At 64.1% G+C, this 21,180-nt stretch carries 17 protein-coding genes; 10 read left to right on the top strand and 7 right to left on the bottom strand.

Annotated elements, in window-relative coordinates; all coding sequences use genetic code 11:
* Nucleotides 1-44 precede the first annotated feature (44 nt).
* Nucleotides 45-1,973: an LTA synthase family protein gene (locus LB541_RS00195; protein ID WP_224617543.1), complete on the bottom strand. Its 1,929-nt coding sequence runs from the start codon at nt 1,971-1,973 to the stop codon at nt 45-47.
* 276 nt (nt 1,974-2,249) lie between these two features.
* Between LB541_RS00195 and fabD the strand changes: the two genes are divergently transcribed.
* The 10 genes from fabD to LB541_RS00145 all read left to right on the top strand — a co-directional run bounded on the left by fabD (nt 2,250) and on the right by LB541_RS00145 (nt 13,245).
* Nucleotides 2,250-3,191 carry an ACP S-malonyltransferase gene (gene fabD, locus LB541_RS00190; RefSeq protein ID WP_224617542.1) on the top strand — a complete coding sequence of 314 codons (942 nt, stop codon included), beginning with the start codon at nt 2,250-2,252 and terminating at the stop codon, nt 3,189-3,191.
* A 129-nt stretch (nt 3,192-3,320) separates the two neighbouring features.
* A complete protein-coding gene (gene fabG, locus LB541_RS00185) occupies nt 3,321-4,058 on the top strand; it encodes a 3-oxoacyl-[acyl-carrier-protein] reductase (RefSeq protein WP_140494457.1) in 738 nt (245 codons plus the stop codon).
* Between the two features lie 269 nt (nt 4,059-4,327).
* Entirely contained in the window at nt 4,328-4,564 is a 237-nt protein-coding gene (locus tag LB541_RS00180; protein ID WP_006203723.1) for an acyl carrier protein, read from the top strand.
* A 34-nt stretch (nt 4,565-4,598) separates the two neighbouring features.
* Nucleotides 4,599-5,861, top strand: a complete 1,263-nt coding sequence (gene fabF, locus LB541_RS00175) for a beta-ketoacyl-ACP synthase II (RefSeq protein WP_140494455.1) — start codon at nt 4,599-4,601, stop codon at nt 5,859-5,861.
* Nucleotides 5,862-5,963: 102 nt separating this feature from the next.
* Nucleotides 5,964-7,172 carry an endolytic transglycosylase MltG gene (gene mltG, locus LB541_RS00170; protein WP_140494453.1) on the top strand — a complete coding sequence of 403 codons (1,209 nt, stop codon included), beginning with the start codon at nt 5,964-5,966 and terminating at the stop codon, nt 7,170-7,172.
* Between the two features lie 166 nt (nt 7,173-7,338).
* The gene (locus LB541_RS00165) at nt 7,339-8,229 is read left to right on the top strand and encodes a YicC/YloC family endoribonuclease (RefSeq protein WP_140517848.1); all 891 of its coding nucleotides are present in this window, start codon (nt 7,339-7,341) and stop codon (nt 8,227-8,229) included.
* 3 nt (nt 8,230-8,232) lie between these two features.
* Nucleotides 8,233-8,889 (top strand): guanylate kinase, encoded by a 657-nt coding sequence (gmk, locus tag LB541_RS00160; RefSeq protein WP_140494448.1) that lies wholly within the window; start codon nt 8,233-8,235, stop codon nt 8,887-8,889.
* A 230-nt stretch (nt 8,890-9,119) separates the two neighbouring features.
* Nucleotides 9,120-10,496, top strand: coding sequence for a c-type cytochrome (locus LB541_RS00155; protein ID WP_224617538.1), 1,377 nt, complete (start codon nt 9,120-9,122; stop codon nt 10,494-10,496).
* Nucleotides 10,493-10,996 (top strand): (2Fe-2S)-binding protein, encoded by a 504-nt coding sequence (locus tag LB541_RS00150; protein ID WP_140555748.1) that lies wholly within the window; start codon nt 10,493-10,495, stop codon nt 10,994-10,996. Before LB541_RS00155 ends, LB541_RS00150 begins: the two co-directional genes overlap by 4 nt.
* Nucleotides 10,996-13,245: a xanthine dehydrogenase family protein molybdopterin-binding subunit gene (locus tag LB541_RS00145; RefSeq protein WP_224617536.1), complete on the top strand. Its 2,250-nt coding sequence runs from the start codon at nt 10,996-10,998 to the stop codon at nt 13,243-13,245. The genes LB541_RS00150 and LB541_RS00145 overlap by 1 nt, the downstream gene beginning before the upstream one ends.
* Before the next feature lie 57 nt (nt 13,246-13,302).
* Here LB541_RS00145 and rsmA read toward each other — a convergent pair whose 3' ends face one another.
* The 6 genes from rsmA to lptF form a co-directional block, all read right to left on the bottom strand.
* A complete protein-coding gene (rsmA, locus tag LB541_RS00140) occupies nt 13,303-14,139 on the bottom strand; it encodes a 16S rRNA (adenine(1518)-N(6)/adenine(1519)-N(6))-dimethyltransferase RsmA (protein WP_140633434.1) in 837 nt (278 codons plus the stop codon).
* Between the two features lie 10 nt (nt 14,140-14,149).
* Complete coding sequence (gene pdxA / locus LB541_RS00135) at nt 14,150-15,166, bottom strand: 4-hydroxythreonine-4-phosphate dehydrogenase PdxA (protein WP_181172057.1); 1,017 nt, start codon at nt 15,164-15,166, stop codon at nt 14,150-14,152.
* Between the two features lie 13 nt (nt 15,167-15,179).
* Nucleotides 15,180-16,112 carry a SurA N-terminal domain-containing protein gene (locus LB541_RS00130; protein WP_181165136.1) on the bottom strand — a complete coding sequence of 311 codons (933 nt, stop codon included), beginning with the start codon at nt 16,110-16,112 and terminating at the stop codon, nt 15,180-15,182.
* A 90-nt stretch (nt 16,113-16,202) separates the two neighbouring features.
* Nucleotides 16,203-18,623: an LPS-assembly protein LptD gene (locus LB541_RS00125; RefSeq protein ID WP_181172056.1), complete on the bottom strand. Its 2,421-nt coding sequence runs from the start codon at nt 18,621-18,623 to the stop codon at nt 16,203-16,205.
* Nucleotides 18,623-19,708, bottom strand: a complete 1,086-nt coding sequence (gene lptG / locus LB541_RS00120; RefSeq protein WP_181165175.1) for an LPS export ABC transporter permease LptG — start codon at nt 19,706-19,708, stop codon at nt 18,623-18,625. Before lptG ends, LB541_RS00125 begins: the two co-directional genes overlap by 1 nt.
* Nucleotides 19,705-20,907 carry an LPS export ABC transporter permease LptF gene (lptF, locus tag LB541_RS00115; protein WP_140494430.1) on the bottom strand — a complete coding sequence of 401 codons (1,203 nt, stop codon included), beginning with the start codon at nt 20,905-20,907 and terminating at the stop codon, nt 19,705-19,707. The genes lptG and lptF overlap by 4 nt, the downstream gene beginning before the upstream one ends.
* Nucleotides 20,908-21,180: the final 273 nt, after the last annotated feature.

Here is a 21,180-nt window from a genome sequence, read left to right as displayed (position 1 = left end):
CGCTCGACCCCGCTGGGCGGCATCCTGGAAGGATGCCGCGAATTTCAGCTCATATGGGCGACGACCTTGTCCACCGTTTCGGGGAAGAAGTCGGGCGCCGCGTGGCGTTTGCCGAACATCATGTCGTATTGCAGCAGCCGGAAGTCGCGGATCGCCGGGTCGATCTGCTTTTGCCGCGCCCAATCGGGCGTGGCTTCTCCCGCCGGCGTCAGCAGCAGATTGCGGTCGACTACGCGGTAGCGTTCGCGCATCTCGCCCAGGAAGCCGGTATAGTAGGGGTGGGTGATGCCGGCCGTTTTCAGGATGTGATAGGGCAGGAAGGCGGGGCTGACGGCGCCCATGTCCTTGGCAGGGCCTGTGCGGTTTGACCAGATGACCAGTGGCGTCTGATGATGCTCCAGCGCCGCCTCGGCGGAAGCCTCCTTGCGCGGCGCGACATTGTCCTTCATGAACCCGGTCTCCACATAGACAGGCCCAAGCGGCGGCAGATGGTCGCCGAAGAAGGCGATGACGGTGGGGCGAGAGCGTTTCTTTGCCCATTCGATCAGGCGTTCGAGACCGCGGTCCGCGTCGGCCGAGCCCTCGGTGTAACTCAGCAGCGATTCACGCGCCCATTGGCTGATCGGCGCCTGCACGGTGTGGGTCGGGTTGTAGTAGCGGTTCGGCTCGTAAGGGCCGTGGTTCTGCAGGCTGACGGCAAAGAAGAACACCGGGGCATCGCTGGCATCGGCCTCGCTGATGATCTCGTCCGTCATCGCCGCGTCGGATGCCAGCGGCCCGCGCTTTTGCATCGGCGGCAGCGTCTCTTCCGATCTGAAGTCGTCGAAGCCGAAATCGGCATAGACCGCGCCGCGGTTCCAGAACCAGTTGGTGCCCGGATGGATCGCGCGCGCCCTGTAGCCCTCCCTCTTCAGGAAGGTCGCCAGCGATGGCGTCGGCGTGCGCACATATTGCTGGTAGGGGATGCTGCCGGCCGGCAGGAAGGCGTTGGAGAAGCCGGTCAGTGCCTCGAACTCGATATTGGCGGTCATGCCGCCGAATTCGGGTGAGAACATGGAGCCCGAACGCAGCGCCCGCACATTGGGGATCGGATCGGGCGTGATGGTGACCCCGGGCAGCTTGGTCGGATCCCAGAAGGATTCGCTCATGACGACGATGATGTCGGGCTTTTCCTGTGGCACCGAGGCGGTCACCTGCGGCCTGTCGATGGCCGCGATCGCCTTTTCCGAATAGCCTGGCGGCGCCGAGACATGCGCCATCGGCACGTTGAGCGCGAAGGCGAGCGCAAAGCCGTTGGAGGCGTAATTTTCCTTCTGGTCCCACATAATCGGGATGATCTGCAGCCGGTCCCGGGTCCACGAGAAGGTGGCATAGTCCATGATCGAGACGAAGAAGGCGAGCAGCGGCACCGCCAGCGTCAGCCGGGCGAGACGGCCCTTGCGGCTGAGTATCGGCACCTTTCGACGCCAGACCCGCCAGCCATAAATGAGCAGCGACAGGCCGGCGACGATGCCGACAACCATGGCAAGCGCAGTCATCGGGCGGTCACGCACCAGAAGCGGCAGCAGCGCCACGATCTGGCGGGAGTAGAGGAAATCGGTCGGGTAGAGGGGATCGCCGAGATAATGCGATTTCTGGTGACCGATGAAAGCCAGGGAGAGCGTCAGCGGCGCGACGATCATCAGGCTTTGATAGCTGCGGCCGAAAACGGCATCGAGGCCGACCAGAACCAGTGCGAACACCACGATCGTGGTCCAGCCCGGCTTGAGCGGCTGCAGGAAGAAGGAAACCGTGCCGGCGAAGTCGCCGCGCACGATCAATTCGATGGCGAACACCAGGACGGCCGCGATCAGCAGGCTGGTCAGCCCATAGCGTATGGTCGGCCACTTCCGTCCCGGCAGGTAGCCGGTGGAAGGATCGTCTTCCAGAAACTGTGGCGCGGCTTTGCCTGCGCCTTTCGAAATCCTAGCCACTTTAACTTCCCCACCCAGCGACAGACCCGTCACTCGATTGTCATGGAATTGTCACGCAAAGCTAGCGCCTGTGGCGGAAATAAGAAGAGCCAGCAAACGATTCGTGAGCGGTTTTCATCAGGAGTGATCGCCAAAAAGCCTTTTGGAACAGGCACTCGGCCGGCAAAGCTGCCAAGGGGCCGGGTCGAACCGGGCTTGACTTGGCAGGCCGCGTTGCGTCACAGGCAGGAAAATTCGTGTATCAGGCAAGCAGAACCGAGCTTTGGGAGCCCACACATGGCCGTTGCATTCACCTTTCCGGGACAAGGCAGCCAGGCTGTCGGCATGGGCAAGGACCTCGCCGATGCCTTCCCCGAGGCGCGTAGGGTTTTTAGCGAAGTCGACGACGCGCTCGGCGAAAACCTGTCGAAGCTGATCTGGGAAGGGCCGGAAGAGACGCTGACGCTCACCGCCAACGCGCAGCCGGCGCTGATGGCCGTATCGCTGGCCGCGATCAGGGCCTTGGAAGCGCGCGGCTTCTCGCTGAAGGACAAGATTACCTACGTCGCTGGCCATTCGCTGGGCGAATATTCGGCGCTTGCCGCCACCGGCTTCGTCTCGGTTGCCGATGCCGCCAGGCTGCTGCGCATCCGCGGCAATGCCATGCAAGCGGCGGTGCCCGCCGGCGAAGGCGCCATGGCGGCGATCATCGGACTGGAGCAGGCCGATGTCGAAGCCGCCTGCGCCGAGGCTGCCAAAGGATCGGTCTGCCAGATCGCCAACGACAATGGCGGTGGCCAGCTGGTGATTTCCGGCGCCAAGGCAGCGGTCGAACTGGCTGCCAAACTGTGCACGGAAAAAGGCGCCAAGCGAGCGCTGATGCTGCAGGTCTCCGCGCCCTTCCATTCGGCGCTGATGGCGCCCGCCGCCGAGATCATGCGCGAGGCGCTGGCCGGGGTAACCAAGAACGCGCCTGTCGTGCCGCTCGTCTCCAATGTCACGGTCACTCCGACCAGCGATCCCGAAATCATTGCGCGCCGTCTGTTCGAACAGGTGATCGGCCGCGTGCGCTGGCGCGAGACGGTGGAGTGGTTCGGCGCGAACGGCGTCACCACGCTCTATGAAGTCGGCGCGGGAAAAGTGCTTTCAGGGCTGGCCCGGCGCATCAACCGCGAAATCGCCACGGCATCGGTCGGTTCCGCGGCCGAGGTCGAAACCGCACTGGCGGCGCTCGGGTGAGGCGCCGCGTGTGAATTTGATGGCGCGGCTTGTATCGCTGAAGATATTCTGGTGATGGCAATCGGATACCCGCGAGACGTATACAGATAAGGTTGCTCGCTGAGCTTCCGAAACCAAAGAGGAAAACACATGTTCGAACTGACCGGCCGCAAGGCACTTGTCACCGGCGCGTCGGGAGGCATCGGCGAGGCGATCGCCAGGGTGCTGCATGCGCAAGGCGCCATCGTCGGCCTGCACGGCACGCGCGTCGAGAGACTGGAGGCGCTGGCCGCCGACCTGGGCGACCGGGTGAAGCTGTTTCCGGCCGACCTGTCGAACCGCGACGAGGTCAAGGCGCTCGGCCAGAAAGCGGAGGCCGATCTCGAGGGCGTCGACATCCTGGTCAACAATGCCGGCATCACCAAGGACGGGCTGTTCGTGCGGATGTCGGACGCCGACTGGGACAGCGTGCTCGAAGTCAATCTGACAGCCGTGTTCAGGCTGACGCGTGAGCTGACCCATCCGATGATGCGCCGTCGCCACGGCCGCATCATCAACATTACCTCGGTGGTCGGCGTCACCGGCAATCCCGGCCAGACCAACTACTGCGCCTCCAAGGCCGGCATGATCGGCTTTTCCAAATCGCTGGCGCAGGAGATCGCCACCCGCAGCATAACCGTCAACTGTGTCGCCCCGGGCTTCATCGAATCGGCGATGACCGACAAGCTCAACGACAAGCAGAAGGAGGCGATCATGGCCGCTATCCCGACGCGCCGCATGGGCACCAGCGCCGAAGTGGCGTCCGCCGTCGCTTATCTTGCCTCCAACGAGGCCGGCTACGTCACCGGCCAAACCATCCATGTGAACGGCGGCATGGCGATGATCTGATCGGGTCGGCCAAAGCATGCATTTCGGGCCGGGCCCGGGCATTCGCGGTGGCTTTGAGACGGCGACAGGCAACGCCTGGGCGGGCTGTGAAAAGCGACCATTTCGGCTTGGACGCCCACGATTTTTCGTGTAATGCGGCCCGCAACCCGGCGGTTCGGGCAAAAACCGGTCTGCGGCCATTGCGTTTCCGGCGGGACCATCTTTCAGCTTGATTAGCGGCATTCCGCCCGCTAACGAAGACAGACAACCAAAAGACGAGGATGCCCCAAATGAGTGACACCGCAGAGCGCGTCAAGAAGATTGTCATCGAGCACCTGGGCGTCGATGCCGACAAGGTGACGGAGCAGGCGAGCTTCATCGATGATCTGGGCGCCGACAGTCTCGACACGGTCGAACTCGTCATGGCGTTTGAAGAAGAATTCGGCGTCGAGATCCCCGATGACGCGGCTGAAACCATCCTGACGGTGGGCGATGCCGTGAAGTACATCGACAAGGCTTCGGCCTGACGCTTTCCGCAGTCATCACCGGGGAGGACCTGCGATGAGGCGTGTCGTCGTCACGGGCCTTGGGTTGCTGTCGCCGTTCGGCATGGGCTTCGAGCACAGCTGGAAGGAACTTCTGACCGGCCGCAGCGCCGCCAAGCGCATCACCGAGTTCGAGGTGGAGGATCTTGCCTGCAAGATCGCCCATGTCGTTCCGCGTGGTGACGGCAGCAACGCCACCTTCAATCCCGAGGCGGTGCTCGAGCCGAAGGAACTGCGCAAGATCGGCGACTTCATCCTGTACGGGATCGCAGCCGCCGACGAGGCGCTGAAGGATTCCGGCTGGCAGCCGAAGACCCATGCCGAGCAGTGCGCCACCGGTGTCCTGATCGGTTCGGGCATTGGCGGCATCGAAGGCATCGCCGAGAACGCGATGATCCTGAAGGAGCGCGGCCCGCGCCGCATCAGCCCCTTCTTCATCCCCGGCCAGATCATCAATCTCGTCTCCGGCCAGGTTTCGATCCGGCATGGGCTGAAAGGTCCCAACCATGCCGTCGTCACCGCTTGCTCGACCGGCGCGCATGCAATCGGCGATGCTGCCCGGCTGATCATCTGGGGCGATGCCGACGTCATGGTCGCCGGCGGCGCGGAAGCGCCGGTGACGCGACTGTCGATCGCTGGCTTCGCTGCCTGCCGTGCGCTGTCGACCGAGCGCAACGACGCGCCGCAAACGGCTTCGCGGCCCTATGACCGCGATCGCGACGGCTTCGTCATGGGCGAGGGCGCCGGCGTCGTCGTGCTTGAGGAACTCGAGCATGCCAAGGCGCGCGGCGCGAAGATCTATGCGGAAGTGACCGGCTACGGCCTGACCGGCGACGCCTATCACATCACCGCACCGGCTGAAGATGGCGACGGCGCATTCCGTTGCATGACGGCGGCGTTGAACCGGGCAAAGCTGACGCCCGCCGATGTCGATTACATCAACGCGCACGGCACTTCGACCATGGCCGACACGATCGAGCTCGGCGCTGTCGAGCGGCTGGTCGGCAATGCCGCATCGAAGATTTCGATGTCGTCGACCAAGTCGTCGATCGGCCATCTCCTCGGCGCGGCAGGGGCTGCCGAAGCGATCTTTTCGATCCTCGCCATCCGCGACAACATCGCGCCGGCGACCATCAACCTTGACAATCCGGAGCGTGAGACCGCGATCGACCTGGTGCCGAACAAGCCGCGTGCCCGCCAGATCGACGTGGCGTTGTCCAATTCCTTCGGCTTCGGCGGCACCAACGCTTCACTGGTCTTCCAGCGCTACAATGGCTGACCGTCCGCCTGCCGGACGGCGCTTCGGCGTGTCGTCAATTTTGCCATATTCGCCCCTACTCTGCCGCAGGGGATTCGTTGAGAGATCAAACGGTAGGGCGAAATGAACACAAATCCGGCCGGAAACGGAGAGTTCGGGCAAGGGCAGGCGACATCGGGACCGATCGTACCGAAGACAGCCGCCGAAGCCTTGCGGCCGGAGGCCGGCACGCCGCCGCCGAAGCGCTCGCGTGCTTCGCGCAGTCAGGTCGTCGTGTTCATGAACTTCGTCATCTCCTTGGTGATGCTGATGGTTCTGGCGGCGGGTATCGCGCTTTACTTCGGCAAGCAGGAATTCACCGAGCCCGGCCCATCGGCCAATGGCGACACCTTCCTGGTCAAGCCGAACACCGGCGTCCAGGATATCGCCGACCAGCTCGAGCGGCGCGGCCTGATCAGCGACGCCCGCATATTCCGTCTTGGCGTTAGGGCCTTCGGCAATGATTCGGCGCTGAAGGCCGGCGAATACGAGATCAAGCCCCGGGCGTCCATGCGCGACATCATGGAATTGCTGAAGAGCGGCAAGTCGGTCATGTACTCGCTGACCATTCCCGAAGGTCTGACAGTCGAGCAGGCGCTGGCGCGCATCGCAGGCGAGCCCGCCTTGAGCGGCGACATGCCGGCCACCGTGCCTCCAGAGGGCAGTCTCGCCACCGATACGCTGCGCTTCACGCGCGGCGCCACGCGCCAGCAGATGATCGACAAGCTGCTGGCCGACCAGAAGAAGCTGGTCGAGGAGGTCTGGCAGCGGCGCGCCGCCGACCTGCCGCTCGCCAGCATTGACGAGTTCGTCACGCTGGCCTCGATAGTCGAGAAGGAAACAGGCAAGGGCGATGAGCGCTCGCGCGTCGCCGCGGTCTTCCTGAACCGGCTGGCCAAGGGCATGCGCCTGCAATCCGATCCGACCATCATCTACGGCCTGTTCGGCGGCAAGGGCAAACCCGCCGACCGGCCGATCTATCAGTCGGACATCCAGAAGCCGACGCCCTACAACACCTATGTGATCAACGGCCTGCCGCCGACGCCGATCGCCAATCCCGGCCGCGCGGCGCTGGAGGCGGTAGCCAATCCATCAAAGACCGACGACCTCTATTTCGTTGCCGACGGCACTGGCGGACACGTCTTCGCCGCCACGCTTAACGAGCACAATGAAAACGTCGCGCGCTATCGAGCCCAGCAGAAGAAGCAGGTCGACGACGCGGCCAAGGCTGATGCCAAGGTGGAGGGGCAGACCGACGCGCCCATTGACGGCGACGCGGGGGCGGCCCAGTAGCGGCGCACGGTTTTTCCAGCTCGTCCACGCTGGTTGAAGGCAGGAGCGTTTGGATTTATCGGGGCGCCTCGTAAGCCGATTGGCAGGCGGGCATTCGGCTTTCTGAAGGTGCGCGAGGCCGGATCACGCAGTATCCGTAATACGCGCCAGGGGGTATGCAGGCACCATGAATTTGCAGAGCATGACCGGGTTTGCGCGTGCTGTCGCCGAGCATGACGGCACCTCGATTGCCTGGGAGGTCAAATCCGTCAACGGCAAGAGCGTCGAGGTGCGGCTGCGGCTGCCGCAGGGCTTCGAGCGGCTGGAGCCGGCCATCAGGCAGACGCTTCAGAAACGTTTCGCGCGCGGCAATTTTCAGGCGACGCTGACCATCACGCGCGCCGCCGGAATGCAGTCCCAGCCCGTTGTCAACGAGGCCTTCCTCAAGGACCTGGCCGGGCTCGCCAAGCGGATCGAGGAACAATTTGGTGTTGCTCCTGCGACCGCCGACGGATTGTTGTCGCTGCGCGGCGTGCTCGATATTCCCGAGACCACCGAAACCGAGGATGTGCGCACGGCGCTCGAGAACGCCGTCATGGCGGCACTCGAGGTGGCGCTGGAGGGGCTGGAGCGGTCCCGCCAGGGTGAGGGCGCGGCACTTCGCACGCTTCTGCTGGGCCACATCGACGCCATCGAGGCGCTGACGCTGGGCGCTGAAGCGGATCCGTCGCGCGAACCGGCGGCCATCCGCGAGCGCCTCGCCGAACAGGTGCGGCTCTTGATGGATGCTTCGGCCAACCTCGATGTCGGCCGCTTGCACCAGGAAGCCGCCTTCCTCGCCACCAAGGCCGATATTCGCGAGGAGATCGACCGCTTGAAGACGCATGTGACGTCCGGTCGTGCATTGCTTTCCGGCGGCGGCGCCATCGGACGCAAGCTCGATTTTCTGGCACAGGAATTTAACCGCGAATCGAATACGCTGTGCTCAAAGTCGAACGCTGCCGCGGTCACCGCCATTGGACTGGAACTGAAGGCCGTGGTCGATCAGTTCCGTGAACAGGTCCAGAATCTGGAGTAGCCGATGGTCGCCAGGGATTTAGGGTCCCGCATTCGCCGCCGGGGCCTGATGCTCGTGCTGTCGTCGCCGTCGGGCGCGGGCAAGTCGACGATTGCGCGCAACCTTCTGGAAAGCGATTCCAGCCTCGAATTGTCGGTCTCCGTCACCACCAGGCCTCGCCGCGGCTCGGAGATCGAAGGCGTTCACTATCATTTCCGCACCATGCGCGAGTTCGAGCGGCTGCGCGATTCCGACGCCCTGCTCGAATGGGCGGAGGTGCATGGCAATTGCTACGCGACACCGCGCGAGCCGGCGGAACTTGCGCTCGCTCAAGGGCGCGACATGCTGTTCGACATCGATTGGCAAGGTGCCCAGCAGCTCAAGGAAAAGATGCGCGCCGACATTGTCTCGATCTTCATCCTGCCGCCGTCGATGAAGGAGTTGAAGGCAAGGCTGAAGCGCCGCGCCGAGGACCAGGAAGCGGTGATCGAGACGCGGCTGAAGAACGCGCGCAACGAGATCGAGCACTGGAAGGAGTATGATTTCGTCATCGTCAACGATGATCTCGATCGCGCCTTCGCCGAAGTGCGCGGCATCGTTGTCGCCGAGCGGCTGCGGCGCGATCGTCGGCCCGGCTTGTTCGATTTCGTCTCGGGACTTTTGGACGAGAAGACGAGCTAGCACTTTGCTTTGCCCACGAAGATGGGCCGGCGGACAAGCCGAAGGCCGGCAGCACCAAACGATGTGCCCGGGCAGGCGCCTGTCCTGCAAGATGCGCTTTTCGGCGCCATAAATCAGACAATTGACGAAGAGGGCCACGCCCCTAGTTTCTCCCGCACGAACGCGTGCGCGGCGCCGGTAACGGCCGGGGCGGCAGCGTTTCAGCGTACCGCCATGAGGGAGAGCAGATCTTGAAACGCTTCTGGCTGGGCGTTCTTGCCATCGTCATTGTCTGCGGCGCCGGATTTTTCGCCTATGCCTGGAAGCCGGCAATCGGTCCTGTCGAGCCGCCGCAACGATCGTCGTTCGACCCGGCGTTGATCGAGAAAGGCGCTGTGCTGGCCTCGGTCGGCAATTGCACCTCCTGCCACACCAGGCCCGGTGAAAAGTCCTATGCCGGCGGGCTCGCCGTGCCGACGCCGTTCGGCACCATCTATTCGACCAACATCACGCCAGATCCGCAGACCGGCATAGGCCGCTGGTCGCAGGCAGCCTTCAACCGCGCCATGCGCGAAGGCGTCGACCGCGAGGGCAGGCATCTCTACCCGGCCTTCCCATTCGATCATTTCACGCGTGTCTCCGATGAGGACAACCGCGCGCTCTACGCCTATCTGATGACGCGCCAGCCGGTGAACAACCCGCCGCCTCCGAACGAGTTGCCTTTCCCGCTCGATATGCGCCTGGTGCTGGCCGGCTGGAAGCTGCTGTTCTTCGACAGGGGCGCCTATCAAAACGATGCTTCACAAAGCGCGCAGTGGAACCGCGGCGCCTATCTGGTCGATGGGCTCGGTCATTGCGGCGCCTGCCACACGCCGCGCAATCGGTTCGGCGCGGAAGAGAAGGGGTCGCACATGGCCGGCGGCGAGGCCGAAGGCTGGACGGCCTTTGCGCTCGAGGGCACTTCACCGGCGCCGATACCGTGGACGCATGACAGCCTGTTTGCCTATCTCAGGCAAGGCTGGCATGCCGACCACGGCGTCGCCAATGGCCCGATGGGCGAAGTGACGGGCAATCTCGGCCGGCTTCCCGATGCCGACATCGACGCCATGGCCACTTACGTCATGTCGCTCATGGGCGAACCATCCGCCGAACGGACGGCCGCCGCGCAGGCCATCCGCGGCCGCGCCGCGGCCGACCCGGCGTCGACCGCCGGCGTGGCGCCGACATCCGCAGATACGCCGGCGGCGCGTGGAGCCGTCATCTATCAGGCGGCATGCGCCACCTGCCACGACGGCAGCCGTCCGCCGCCTTTCGGCGGTATCAATTTCCATCTGTCGAGCGCGGTCAACGCGCCAGATCCGCAGAACGTCATCAACACCGTGCTGTTTGGCCTGCCGGCGGCGAGTGGGCGCCCGAGCGCCATCATGCCGGGATTCGCGGCGACGCTGAAGGACGACCAGGTGAATAACCTGCTGGCCTATCTGCGCGATGCCTTTGCCGGCAAGCCGGCCTGGCAGGATGCGGCCGCCAGGATCGCCGACACCAGGAGCGGAAAATACCAAGTCAGCGTCCGGCCCTCGGACGGCATCGAGCGCGGCCCGGACAATGTAGGAGCGAAGGACAGATGATCAATCTCAACGTCAACGGCATCTCCCACCACGTCGACGTCGATCCCGCGACGCCGCTGCTTTACGTGCTGCGCAACGATTTGAAGCTGAACGGCGCCAAGTTCGGCTGCGGCCTTGGCCAATGCGGCGCCTGCACGGTGATGGTGGACGGCAAGCCCGTCTTCTCCTGCCTGACGCCAGCGATGCTGGTGGAGGGCCGCGAGGTCAAGACCGTCGAGGGCTTGGGCACGATCGAGAACCCGGGTCCGATGCAGAAAGCGTTCATCGAGGAGCAGGCGGCGCAATGCGGTTATTGCATCGCCGGCATGATGATGCGGGCGCAAGCGCTGCTCGAGGCCAAACCCGATGCCGGTGAGGCCGATATCAGGCAGGCGCTGGAGCCCAACCTCTGCCGCTGTGGCACGCATATGCGCATCCTGCGGGCAGTGAGTCGCGCGCGCGACCTGATGAAATCGAAATCGGCCGGCCTCGCGCCGGCCGCGGCCGCAGGGAGGGCATGATGAACGCGCCGACCTTTCCCGACCTGACACGACGCGGCTTTCTCGCCGGGACCGGCGCGCTGGTCGTGTCCTTCACCATTCCCGTGCAGGCTCAGGAGGCGGCGCCCTCGGCACAGACGCCCGCGACGCCGGCTCCGGCCAAGAAACTGCCGGGCAGCCTTGCCGATACCCCCTCGCTCGACGCCTGGATCAGGTTGGATGCCGACGGTTCGATCACCGTCTTCACCGGCAAGGCCGAGCTCGGCCAAGGCACCAGGACGTCGCTGCGCCAGATCGCCGCCGAAGAACTGGAGGTCGAGCCGGCGGCCATCAAGCTCATCACCGCCGATACCGCGCTGACGCCGAACGAGGGCTATACCGCCGGCAGCCAGACGATCCAGAACAGCGGCACCGCCATACGCTACGCCTCGGCGCAGGTGCGCCAGATCCTGGTCGCCAAGGCCAGCGAGAAGCTCGGTGTTCCGGCCGACCAGCTCAAGGCGGCAAGCGGCAGGATCGCCGGGCCGGACGGGAAGTCCGTGGGCTATGGCGAACTCGTGGTAGCGGATTTGCTGCATGTGGACGCATCGGCCGACACGGCGCTGAAATCGCCGGACAGCTATCACGCGATCGGCAAGCCGTTCGCCCGCGTCGATATTCCGGCAAAGGTGACGGGCGGCGAGGCCTACGTCCAGGACATGCGGCTTCCCGGCATGGTGCATGCCCGCGTCGTTCGCCCACCAAGCTATTTGGCCAAGCTCGTCAGCGTCGACGAGGCCGCCATCAAGACGATGCCGGGCGTGGTGGCGGTGATCCGCGACGGCGACTTCCTGGCCGTGGTGGCCAGGCAGGAATTCCAGGCGGTCCAGGCCATGCGCGCCATGGCCGCCAAGGCGAAGTGGCAGGAGCAGCCGGCCTTGCCGGACCAGGACAATATCCCCGCCTTCCTCGAACGCTCGGTCGCCGAGGTCGGCACCGTGACTTCGGTCGGCGCGGACACGGCAGCCGGCGCAAAGACGCTGCAGGCGCAGTTCACCCGCGCCTACCAGATGCATGGGTCGATCGGCCCCTCCGCTGCCGTTGCCCTGTCGGACAAGGGTCTCATCACGGTGTGGACGCACACTCAAGGCGTTTATCCAGACCGCAAGGCGATCGCCGAGATGCTCGGCGTCGGACCGGAAAAGGTGCGCTGCATCCACACCGAGGGATCAGGCTGCTACGGCCACAATGGCGCCGACGACGCGGCGGCCGACGCCGCGCTGATCGCGCAGGCGCTGCCCGGCACGCCGGTGCGCGTGCAGTGGATGCGCGATCAGGAGCATTTGTGGGAGCCCTATGGCCCTGGCATGCTGACGCGCGCCAGCGCAACGCTCGACGCCGGCGGCAAGATCGTCAACTGGCACTATGATCTGTGGAGCAACAGTCACGGCACGCGGCCGGGAACGGCAGGTTCGCTGATCGCCGGCCGGCTGGTGGCGAAGCATTTCCCGCCCGATCCGGCCAAGCTGCAGATCTCGCCGCTCGGCAATGGCGACCGCAACGCCATCCCGCTATACGATGTGCCGAACCAGCGGGTGAACTGGCATTTCGTCGCCGACATGCCGGTGCGCGTCTCGTCCCTGCGCGGTCTCGGCGCCTACTGCAACGTCTTCTCGATCGAAAGCTTCATGGACGAGCTGGCCCTCGCGGCCGGCGCCGACCCCGTGGAATACCGGCTGAGGCACATGAAGGACCCGCGCGCCAGGAAGGTGATCGAGGTTGCGGCTCAAAAATTCGGCTGGAGCAATGATCCTATGCCGGAGGGCCGCGGTCGGGGGTTCGCCTTCGCCAAGTACAAGAACCACGCCGCCTATCTCGCAGTCGCGCTTGATGCGGAGGTCGATCGCGACAGCGGCGCGATCGCTATCTCGCATGTGGTCTCGGCGGTCGACTGCGGCGAAGCGGTGGCGCCGGATTCGATCATCAACCAGACCGAAGGCGGTATCTTGCAGTCGCTGAGCTGGACGCTTTACGAGGCCGTCCATTTCGACGACACCCGCATCCTGAGCGCGGATTGGTCGGCCTATCCGATCCTGCGCTTCAGCGCCGTTCCGGACAGCGTGGAAGTGCATGTCGTCGACAATCCCGGCACGCCCTATCTCGGCGTCGCGGAAGCAGCGCAGGGCCCGACAGCCGGCGCGATCGCCAACGCCTTCCGCCATGCGGCGGGAAAACGCATCTATGACCTGCCCTACACGCGCGAGCGCGTGAAAGCGGTGTTGGGCGTCTAGTTCGAAGCGTGCGCTCGACAAGGATCGGATTGCGCGGCGCTTCCACGGCCGGCGGCGCTACACCGCATTGGTCAGCCGCACGAACTCCTCGACATCGAGCGTCTCGGCGCGCCGGGTCGGGTCGATCCCGGCGCGTTCGAGCAGGGCTTCGCCGCCGAGGCTCTTAACGCTCTGCCGCAGCATCTTTCGGCGCTGGCCGAAGGCGGCTTCCGTGACGCGGCCGAGTTTTTTCACGTCGGCATGTAGCGGTGTCACACGCGGCTCGAGATGCACGACGGAAGAGGTCACCTTGGGGGGCGGTGTGAACGCCTGGGACGGCACGTCGAACGCTATCCTGGCCTGCGTGCGCCACCCCGCCAGCACGCCGAGCCTGCCATAGGCTTCGCTGCCAGGCGCGGCGACGATACGCTGGGCCACCTCGCGCTGGAACATCAGGGTCATCGAGGCATAGAAGGGAGGCCACTCCGCGACGGTCAGCCAGCGGACCAGCAGTTCCGTGCCGATATTGTAGGGCAGGTTGGCCACGATCCTGATCGGCCCGCCGTCACCGGCGGTCGCGGCAAGCGTCGGGAAGTCGATCTTCAGAGCGTCGCCGGAAACGACCTCCAGCCGACCGGGATAATGGGCCGATATCTCGGCGAGGGCCGCCAGGCAGCGTTCGTCGCGCTCGATGGCGACGACCTTGCGCGCGCCGTTGAAAAGCAGGGCCCTTGTCAACCCGCCAGGGCCGGGGCCGACCTCGATTACGGTCGTCTCCGCCAGGCTGCCGGCGGCGCGCGCTATCTTGCCGGTCAGGTTGAGGTCGAACAGAAAATTCTGGCCCAGTGCCTTCTTTGCCTGCAAACCGTGGCGCTCGATGACCTCGCGCAGCGGCGGCAGCCCATCCATGCTCATGAGTTGAGCCTCATTGCGTGACAAATTTGGCGTCGGTGTCGGCCAGCTGCCGTGCAAGCCGCAGCGCCGCCATCAGGCTGTCGGGCCGGGCGATGCCCTTGCCGGCGATATCGAAGGCGGTGCCGTGGTCGGGCGACGTGCGGATGAAGGGCAGGCCGAGCGTGACGTTGACCGCTTCGTCGAAGGCCAGCGCCTTGGCCGGTATCAGCGCCTGGTCGTGATACATGCACAGCGCCACGTCGTAGCCGGCCCGGGCCCGGGCATGGAACAAGGTATCCGCGGGCAACGGCCCGAACGCGTCGATGCCTTCGGCTCGCAGGATCTCGATTGCCGGTCGGATGATGCGCTGGTCCTCCAGGCCCATGGAGCCATCCTCGCCCGCATGCGGGTTGAGGCCGGCGATGGCGAGCCGTGGGTTGGCGATGCCAAAGCGGTCCCTGAGGTCGGCGGCGGTGACCCGCGTCGTAGCGAGGATCAGGTCTGTGGTCAGCGCCTTCGGCACTTCGGCCAGCGCGATGTGAATGGTGACGGGAACGGTGCGCAGGTCGGGGCCTGCCAGCATCATCACCGGCATCGCTTCCACGCCGCTGTGGCGCGCCGCCAGATACGCCAGATATTCGGTGTGGCCGGGAAAGCGGAAGCCGGCGTCGTAGAGCGGCTTCTTGGCGATCGGGCAGGTGACGACGGCCGCGGCGTCGCCGGCGAGGCTAGCGGCCACCGCCCGATCGATCGCTTCGATGATGCCCGCCGCATTGGCCGGGTCCGGCTGGCCGGGGCTGTCGATGAAGCGGGCAGCCAGCGTAACGACCGGCAGAGCGCGGCCAAAGACCTCGGTTGCCTGCGCTGGCGTCGTTTCCTCGATAGGCAGCGAAACGCCGAGACGGCGCGCCCGCGAGGCGATTAGCGCGGGATCGGCGAGGAGATAGAAGGGCGGAAGGGCTGCGGCTGTACGCGCCAGAAACGCGGCAATCGCGATTTCCGGCCCGATGCCGGATGGATCGCCGACGCTCAACGCCAGCGCGCGCATCGCCCTTTCCACCTCAGCGCTTGACGATGCGGGCTTTTGCCTTCAGCTCGTCGACATATTTCTTGCTGAGATCGTCGGCTGCCTTGTCGTTGGAGCCTTCGCTCTGGAACACCATCTGGGCGACCTTGTCGTCGGACACCTCGCGCGACGAACAGATGCCGATGAACTCGACACCGCGCTCCGTTTGGCGGGTAGGCGTGGCGCCGCCAACCTTGGTGGCCTTGATCTGCTCGGCCCAGTCCGGCGGCAGTTGCGGCGCCAGCACCCGGCCGAGATCGCGAACCGTGACGTCGATCAGGCCCTTGGCGAACTGCCGCGTCGTGTTGCAGCCATTGAAGCGGGCACGCATGGCGTCGGCTTCGCGCTTGCGCTTGCCCAGCGTCGCGCTGCGTTCGGCCGCCGGCACGACGAAGATGACCTGCTGGAGCATGTATTCAGTGGCGCTCGGCTTGGAGCCGCCCTTGTCGAGCATGCGCCTGACCGCGTCCTGCTCGGTCACGCTGCCGCCCTCGCCGGAACGGTACCGCGCGCTCAAGGCCTGATTCCAGGCCATCTGGGCGCGGATGAACTCTTTGAAATGGCCCTTGCTGACGCCGGACTTTTCCATGACGCCGTCGAGCTGGCTGAGCTGCATCTTGTTGCTCGAGGCAAAGCGCTGGTACGCGGCCTCGACCTGCGCGTCGCTGATGTGAATCCCAAGCCGTCTGGCTTCGGCCATGCGCAAGGTCTGATCGATCATTTCCTGGCCGGCGTCGCCCTTCTTGCGCTGCAGCTTGAGGAAGGCGGCGCGATGCGCGATGTCGCCGCTGGTGATCGGTATGTCGTTGACGACGTACTTGATCTCGCTGGCGAAAGCCGGCGGCGTGATGACGGTCATCGACACGGATGTCGCCACCACAAGCAGCGCCAACCCTGCTGAAAAGAGGTATTTCCTCATCGCAAACATCCCAATTCTATCCCGGTCCCGCCCAACTTCATCCTTCTTCGGGGTTTGTGAAGTCCCTGCCAGCCCTATGCGGCGAAACGATGTCGCGGACTACTGGGTGGTGTCGAAGGCGCTGCTCGACGATCCGAAATCGCCGAGGGTGCGGAACGACAGGTTGAAGCCGATGCTCTGCGTCACCTCCCTGGTGTTCAGGTCGCGCGACTGCGAGTACGTCATCAGATAGGTGAAGCAGGAATCATTGTAGGCGAAACCGACCCCGTCCTTGACCAGCAGGCTTTCCTCGAGGTCATAGGTTCCCGTCCCGAACACGCGCCAGTTCTCGGCAAGATGCGTGGACGCGCCGAGCGTGACCTCGTGGCGGTCGGTGGTGAAGCCATAGAGCGGCTGAGCCTGGATGAAGGCGTATTTGGCGCTCAGCGACACCGGTAGGCCGGAATAGGCGGCCTTTACCTCGGCGCGGCGAACCTCGAAGCTCTGCTCGTCGAAACGGCCGCTGACCGAGGCGGCGAACCCGTTCGGGCTGCTGACGCCAAACAGGCCGACATAGTCCGACTTGGTGTTTTCGAGGCCCGAATAGGCGCCGACATTGACCAGGTCCGGCGCGTCGAAGGAGTTCTCGCCGCCGATCTGGTAGGACTGGCCGAAGATGGCGTTGGTGCCCCAGCCGTTGATGTAGGAACCGGAATAGCGAAGGCCCACATTGGCGCGCGAGCCGCCTTCGATGCGGTCATAGCCGGAGAACTTGTCGCGCTCGAACAGGGTGCTCGCGTCGAAAACCATGCTCTGCGCATCTTCGTTCGGGACGGCAAGGCCGCCGACATATTGTTCGTTCGGGCGCAGGAAGACCTGCGCCATCGGCTCGAACACATGACTGGAGCCGCTGGCCATCGAAAACAGCAGCGGCCAGCTCATCTCGAGTCCGGCGGTTGCCATATAGCGGGCGAAAGACGAGCGCATGTCATCCTGCTCGCCCAAATTCGTCGCCATCTGGTTGACGGCTGCGAGTGAAGCTGATGACGCGTTGACATAGTCGACGTCGCCCTGCAGCGCCAGCAAGGGTGTCAGCACCAACCCGTCATCGGTGACAAATGACCGCTTCCATTCGGCTTGGGCGGTGAGCCGGCCGGATTCGCCCTCGATGCCGCGCACACGTTGGGTGCCTGAAGGGGGGAAGTAGGGAGTGAAATAGGTCTCGTCGAGGTCATCGCGGCGGATGACGCGCGAATTGACGTTGAACGACAGCTGGCCGCCTGCGACCGATGTATCCGGAATGTAGGCATAGTCAAGCGAGGGCAGCACCCAGGGCTGCTGGCCGCTTCGCGCAGCGATGCTGCTGTCGAGCGTGTTTTCCTGCACCTCGAAATGCATGGCGCGCAGGTCGAAATAATTACGGCCGTCGAGCCCCGTCAGGTAAACCGACGACTGGTGAACGTACCCGTTGTATTTGTCGATGGCGTAGGTATTCGAGAAGTTCTTGTCGGTCTGCAGCAGCACGTCCCAGCCGAAATTCCAGCGCGAATTGATGGCGAACTGGCCTTGTGTGCCCATCATGCCGCGGAATTTGTTGGGATCGCCAGCCTTGCCCGAATCGATATTGCGGCCGGCGGCGTCGATGAAGGCGTCGGGGTCTCGCTGCTGAATCCCCGCGATCTTCAGGCTGTATTCGCCATTGTTGAAGCGCTGGCGCCACTCGGCCTCACCGAGAAAGCCCTGCTTGGTAAAGCCGGTGCCGGTGACGGTCAGGTCGTAGGTCGGCGAGAGCGCGAAATAATAGGGGACCTTCACCCCCACGCCCAGATCGCTTTTGAAGACGATGCCGGGGATCAGGAAGCCGCTCTTGCGCTTCACCGTCGGGTCGGCGATCTCGAACGCCGGCAGGTAGGCTAGCGGGAAGCCGAAGAATTCGAAATTCGCGTTCTCGAAGCGGACCGTCTTCTTTTCGCCGTTCCAGATGATCTTCCTGGCCTTCACACGCCAGGTCGGCGCCTTGTCGGGCTTGTCCTCGCACGGTTCGCAGGCAGTGTAGACGCCATTGTGGAAGGTGGTCAGCACGCCGCCCATGCGTTCGGCGCTTTCGGCGGCGAAATAGGCCTTGTCGATGGTTTCGACGCGGAGCGCGTTGACGAAACCGTCGGCGAAGTCGTCGGTGATGTCGATATGATCCGAATTGATCTTGGTGCCGTCGCTGTTGATCACCTCGACATTGCCGCTTGCGACCATGCGCTTGGTGTTGCGGTTGTACTCGACCTTCTGCGCGACAAGTCGGTTGCCGCCATAGTCGATCTGCACGCCGCCGACGGCGGTCACGGTCTGATTGTCGTTGTTATAGACCAGCGTATCGGCCGCCAGCAGCATCTGCGAGCCGGACGGCACCTTGGTCGCCATGTCGCCGACATCCTGCGCGATCGCAGGCAGCGGAACCGCGCATGCAAACAGGCATGCCAAGGCGGTCGCCGCATAAAGGCGCGCCAAACCGGCCTGCCTGTTACTGGGCAAAAAGGCCTCCCTCACTAGCCGTCTTCCTTGTATAGCAGGAAAGTCACCCCGAAGAACATAGCTACCACGACCGGCACCCAGGCAGCTACGACAGTCGGCACGAACCCCGCCACGCCGAATGCCTTCACCAGCACCGAAACGACATAAAGCAGAAACCCGGCAACGACGCCACCCAGAATCATCGTTGCCGATTGCCCCATCCTCGCAAATCGCATTGAAACTGTTGCCGCAATTAGCGTCATGGCGACGAGCAGGAACGGCAACGCCACCAGCGAATCGAACTGCATGGCAAAGGCATTTGCCTTGAGGCCGAAGGAACGGGCAACCTCGATTTTTCCCGGCAGATCGTAGAATGGAATGGTCTCCGGGCGCGCCAGCCGCTCCTGCACGAATTCGGGCTTCAGATTGGTCGGCACGCGATCGTTTGCCGCAGGCTGGATGGTGCCGTTCCTGAAGGTCTTGACGTCCTGCAATTCCCAGTAGCCGTCCCGCAGGTAGGCGCGCGCGGCATCCTTGCGCTCGACGATATCGCCTTGCGGGTCGAGGATGAAAAAGACAGCGTCAGCCATCTCCAGGCCCTGGTTGAGGATGGCGCGCGCTCCGATGATGGTGTCTCCGGAGCTGGTTTTCTGCCGGATCCAGGGCGCGGCGTCGGCCGACACCGTATTCGACTTGCCCGAGCGCAACTGGGTTTCGATCTGTTCGGACCAGGAAAAGGCGTGCGCTGCGAGCGGGTTGATGAGACCGACCGACAGGACGCCGAACAACAGCGCTCCGATGCAGCACGGCAGAAGGAACTGCCAGGCCGAAACGCCGGCTGAGCGCGCTATGACCAGTTCATACCTGCGGTTGAGCGAGACCAGCGTCGCCATCGCCGAGAAGAGACCGACAAACGGCACGGTCTGCAGCATGATCATCGGCATCCTGAGTCCGGAAATGGCCAGCGCCGTTCCATAGGTGAAGCCGGGCAGGCCGGTCGTGCGGCCGGAAAGCTCGGTGAAATCGATCAGGAACACCAGCGCAAGCAGGCCGATGAAGAACCACACGGTGATCGTGACATAGCGGAAGAAGAAGTAGCGTCCCAGCGTCCAGCCCATCAGCTGACCCCCTGGCCCGAGGCGCTGCGCCTGGAGAGGCGCAGCTTGACGGCATTCCAGGCGTCAGCCATCCGGCTTGCGAGATTCGTCAGCCAATCTGCCCAGGCCACTGGCAGTTCCATCGTCCGGTTGGATGCGATGAACCAGATTGCCACCGCCGACGACACGATGGGCACGCCGTAGACCATATACGCATATTGCGGGACCTCGTCGGCCTTGCTGGCGGCGAAGAAGCCCAGCCAGCGCACGAACAGCGATATCGCGATGGCCGTGATCAGCGGATTGACGCGCGCCTCGCGATGCGAGCGTGCGTCTCCGGCGACCGCCAGTGCGATCAGCGCGAAGACCATGGAATAGAGCCATTCCGAGAATCGCTGGTCGACCTCCGCCCGGTATTCGTTCGGGCGCTGCTGGTAGACCTTGTCGTTGGCACTCGGGTTGAGCAGGTACTGGGTCGTCTGGTCTTTTGGCATCAGCGTCACCTCCGACGCTGCCGCCATGAAGGCCGACATGTCGAAGGCATAGGAGGTGAAGCGGATAACCGAGAGGTCGCCGGTCAGCGTCTTTCGATGGATGACACCGTCATTCATCATCAGCACCTTTTCGCCGCCGCGTTCGACGATGCTGCCGGTCTTGGCATAATAGACGAGGTTGACGCCTTCCTCGCGCGAATCCGCGACGAAGATGCCGCCCAGCCGGTTGTCGGGAAGCCGCTCGCCGATCTGCAGGAACAGCCCATCATCGATCTTGCGGAATGTGCCCTCCTGGATGATCAGCGACAGAAGATCCGCGCGTGACTCCGCCACCAGCATCCGGTTCTTCTGGCGCGCGTAAGGGTCGATGCCGTTGTCGACGGCGAAGGAAAAGACGCTGGCCGCGGCCGCGAGAATCATGATCGGCCGCACGATGGTCCAGCGCGAGGCGCCCGCTGCGTTGACGACGGCGAGCTCCGAATCCGAATTCATGACGCTGAGCGTCTGGGCAACCGCCACCACGAGCGCGAAGGGCACCACGATCGGAATGATCGAGGGAAGAATGAGGGCCGCAACCTCGAAGAAGGTCAGCGCCGACTGGCCGCTGTCGGTGACGAGGTCGATCTTGGCCAGCACCTGCGTCGTCCAGACAATGGCCAGCGTCCAGGCCAGCGCTGCAATAAAGACCACGAAAGCGCGGCGCATGATGTAGCGTTCAACGACCTTCATGAAGGCTTTTCTCAATTTTCTCGAACGGCATCATGCCACCGGATAAGGGTAGCCGTCCGGCGACGCCCGCACAACTGGCTGCGTCGGGCTCTGTCAGGCAGACGATCCGTTTCCCGTCCCACATCGCGCGCCACGTTGGGCCGGAGTGTCGGCGGGATTGGATAAGAAAGGGCGAACATCGATGGTTAACAACAGGTTGCGGCCAAAAAGCGGAGCCGTGCCGCGACGAATCGCCGTCGATTCATGTGCCATATGGGGAGCCCGTTTGGCAAA

It is taken from the genome of Mesorhizobium sp. BR1-1-15, from assembly GCF_020165475.1.
Taxonomy (GTDB): Bacteria; Pseudomonadota; Alphaproteobacteria; order Rhizobiales; family Rhizobiaceae; genus Mesorhizobium.
This window is presented reverse-complemented; position numbering and strand designations above follow the sequence as displayed.

What these genes read in the sequence shown, in the direction of transcription:
- fabD (WP_224617542.1), top strand. Translation starts at nt 2,250, where the DNA reads ATGGCCGTTGCATTCACCTTTCCGGGACAAGGCAGCCAGGCTGTCGGC.
- fabG (WP_140494457.1), top strand. Translation starts at nt 3,321, where the DNA reads ATGTTCGAACTGACCGGCCGCAAGGCACTTGTCACCGGCGCGTCGGGA.
- LB541_RS00180 (WP_006203723.1), top strand. Translation starts at nt 4,328, where the DNA reads ATGAGTGACACCGCAGAGCGCGTCAAGAAGATTGTCATCGAGCACCTG.
- fabF (WP_140494455.1), top strand. Translation starts at nt 4,599, where the DNA reads ATGAGGCGTGTCGTCGTCACGGGCCTTGGGTTGCTGTCGCCGTTCGGC.
- mltG (WP_140494453.1), top strand. Translation starts at nt 5,964, where the DNA reads ATGAACACAAATCCGGCCGGAAACGGAGAGTTCGGGCAAGGGCAGGCG.
- LB541_RS00165 (WP_140517848.1), top strand. Translation starts at nt 7,339, where the DNA reads ATGAATTTGCAGAGCATGACCGGGTTTGCGCGTGCTGTCGCCGAGCAT.
- gmk (WP_140494448.1), top strand. Translation starts at nt 8,233, where the DNA reads ATGGTCGCCAGGGATTTAGGGTCCCGCATTCGCCGCCGGGGCCTGATG.
- LB541_RS00150 (WP_140555748.1), top strand. Translation starts at nt 10,493, where the DNA reads ATGATCAATCTCAACGTCAACGGCATCTCCCACCACGTCGACGTCGAT.
- LB541_RS00145 (WP_224617536.1), top strand. Translation starts at nt 10,996, where the DNA reads ATGAACGCGCCGACCTTTCCCGACCTGACACGACGCGGCTTTCTCGCC.
- rsmA (WP_140633434.1), bottom strand. Translation starts at nt 14,139, where the DNA reads ATGAGCATGGATGGGCTGCCGCCGCTGCGCGAGGTCATCGAGCGCCAC.
- pdxA (WP_181172057.1), bottom strand. Translation starts at nt 15,166, where the DNA reads ATGCGCGCGCTGGCGTTGAGCGTCGGCGATCCATCCGGCATCGGGCCG.
- LB541_RS00130 (WP_181165136.1), bottom strand. Translation starts at nt 16,112, where the DNA reads ATGTTTGCGATGAGGAAATACCTCTTTTCAGCAGGGTTGGCGCTGCTT.
- lptF (WP_140494430.1), bottom strand. Translation starts at nt 20,907, where the DNA reads ATGAAGGTCGTTGAACGCTACATCATGCGCCGCGCTTTCGTGGTCTTT.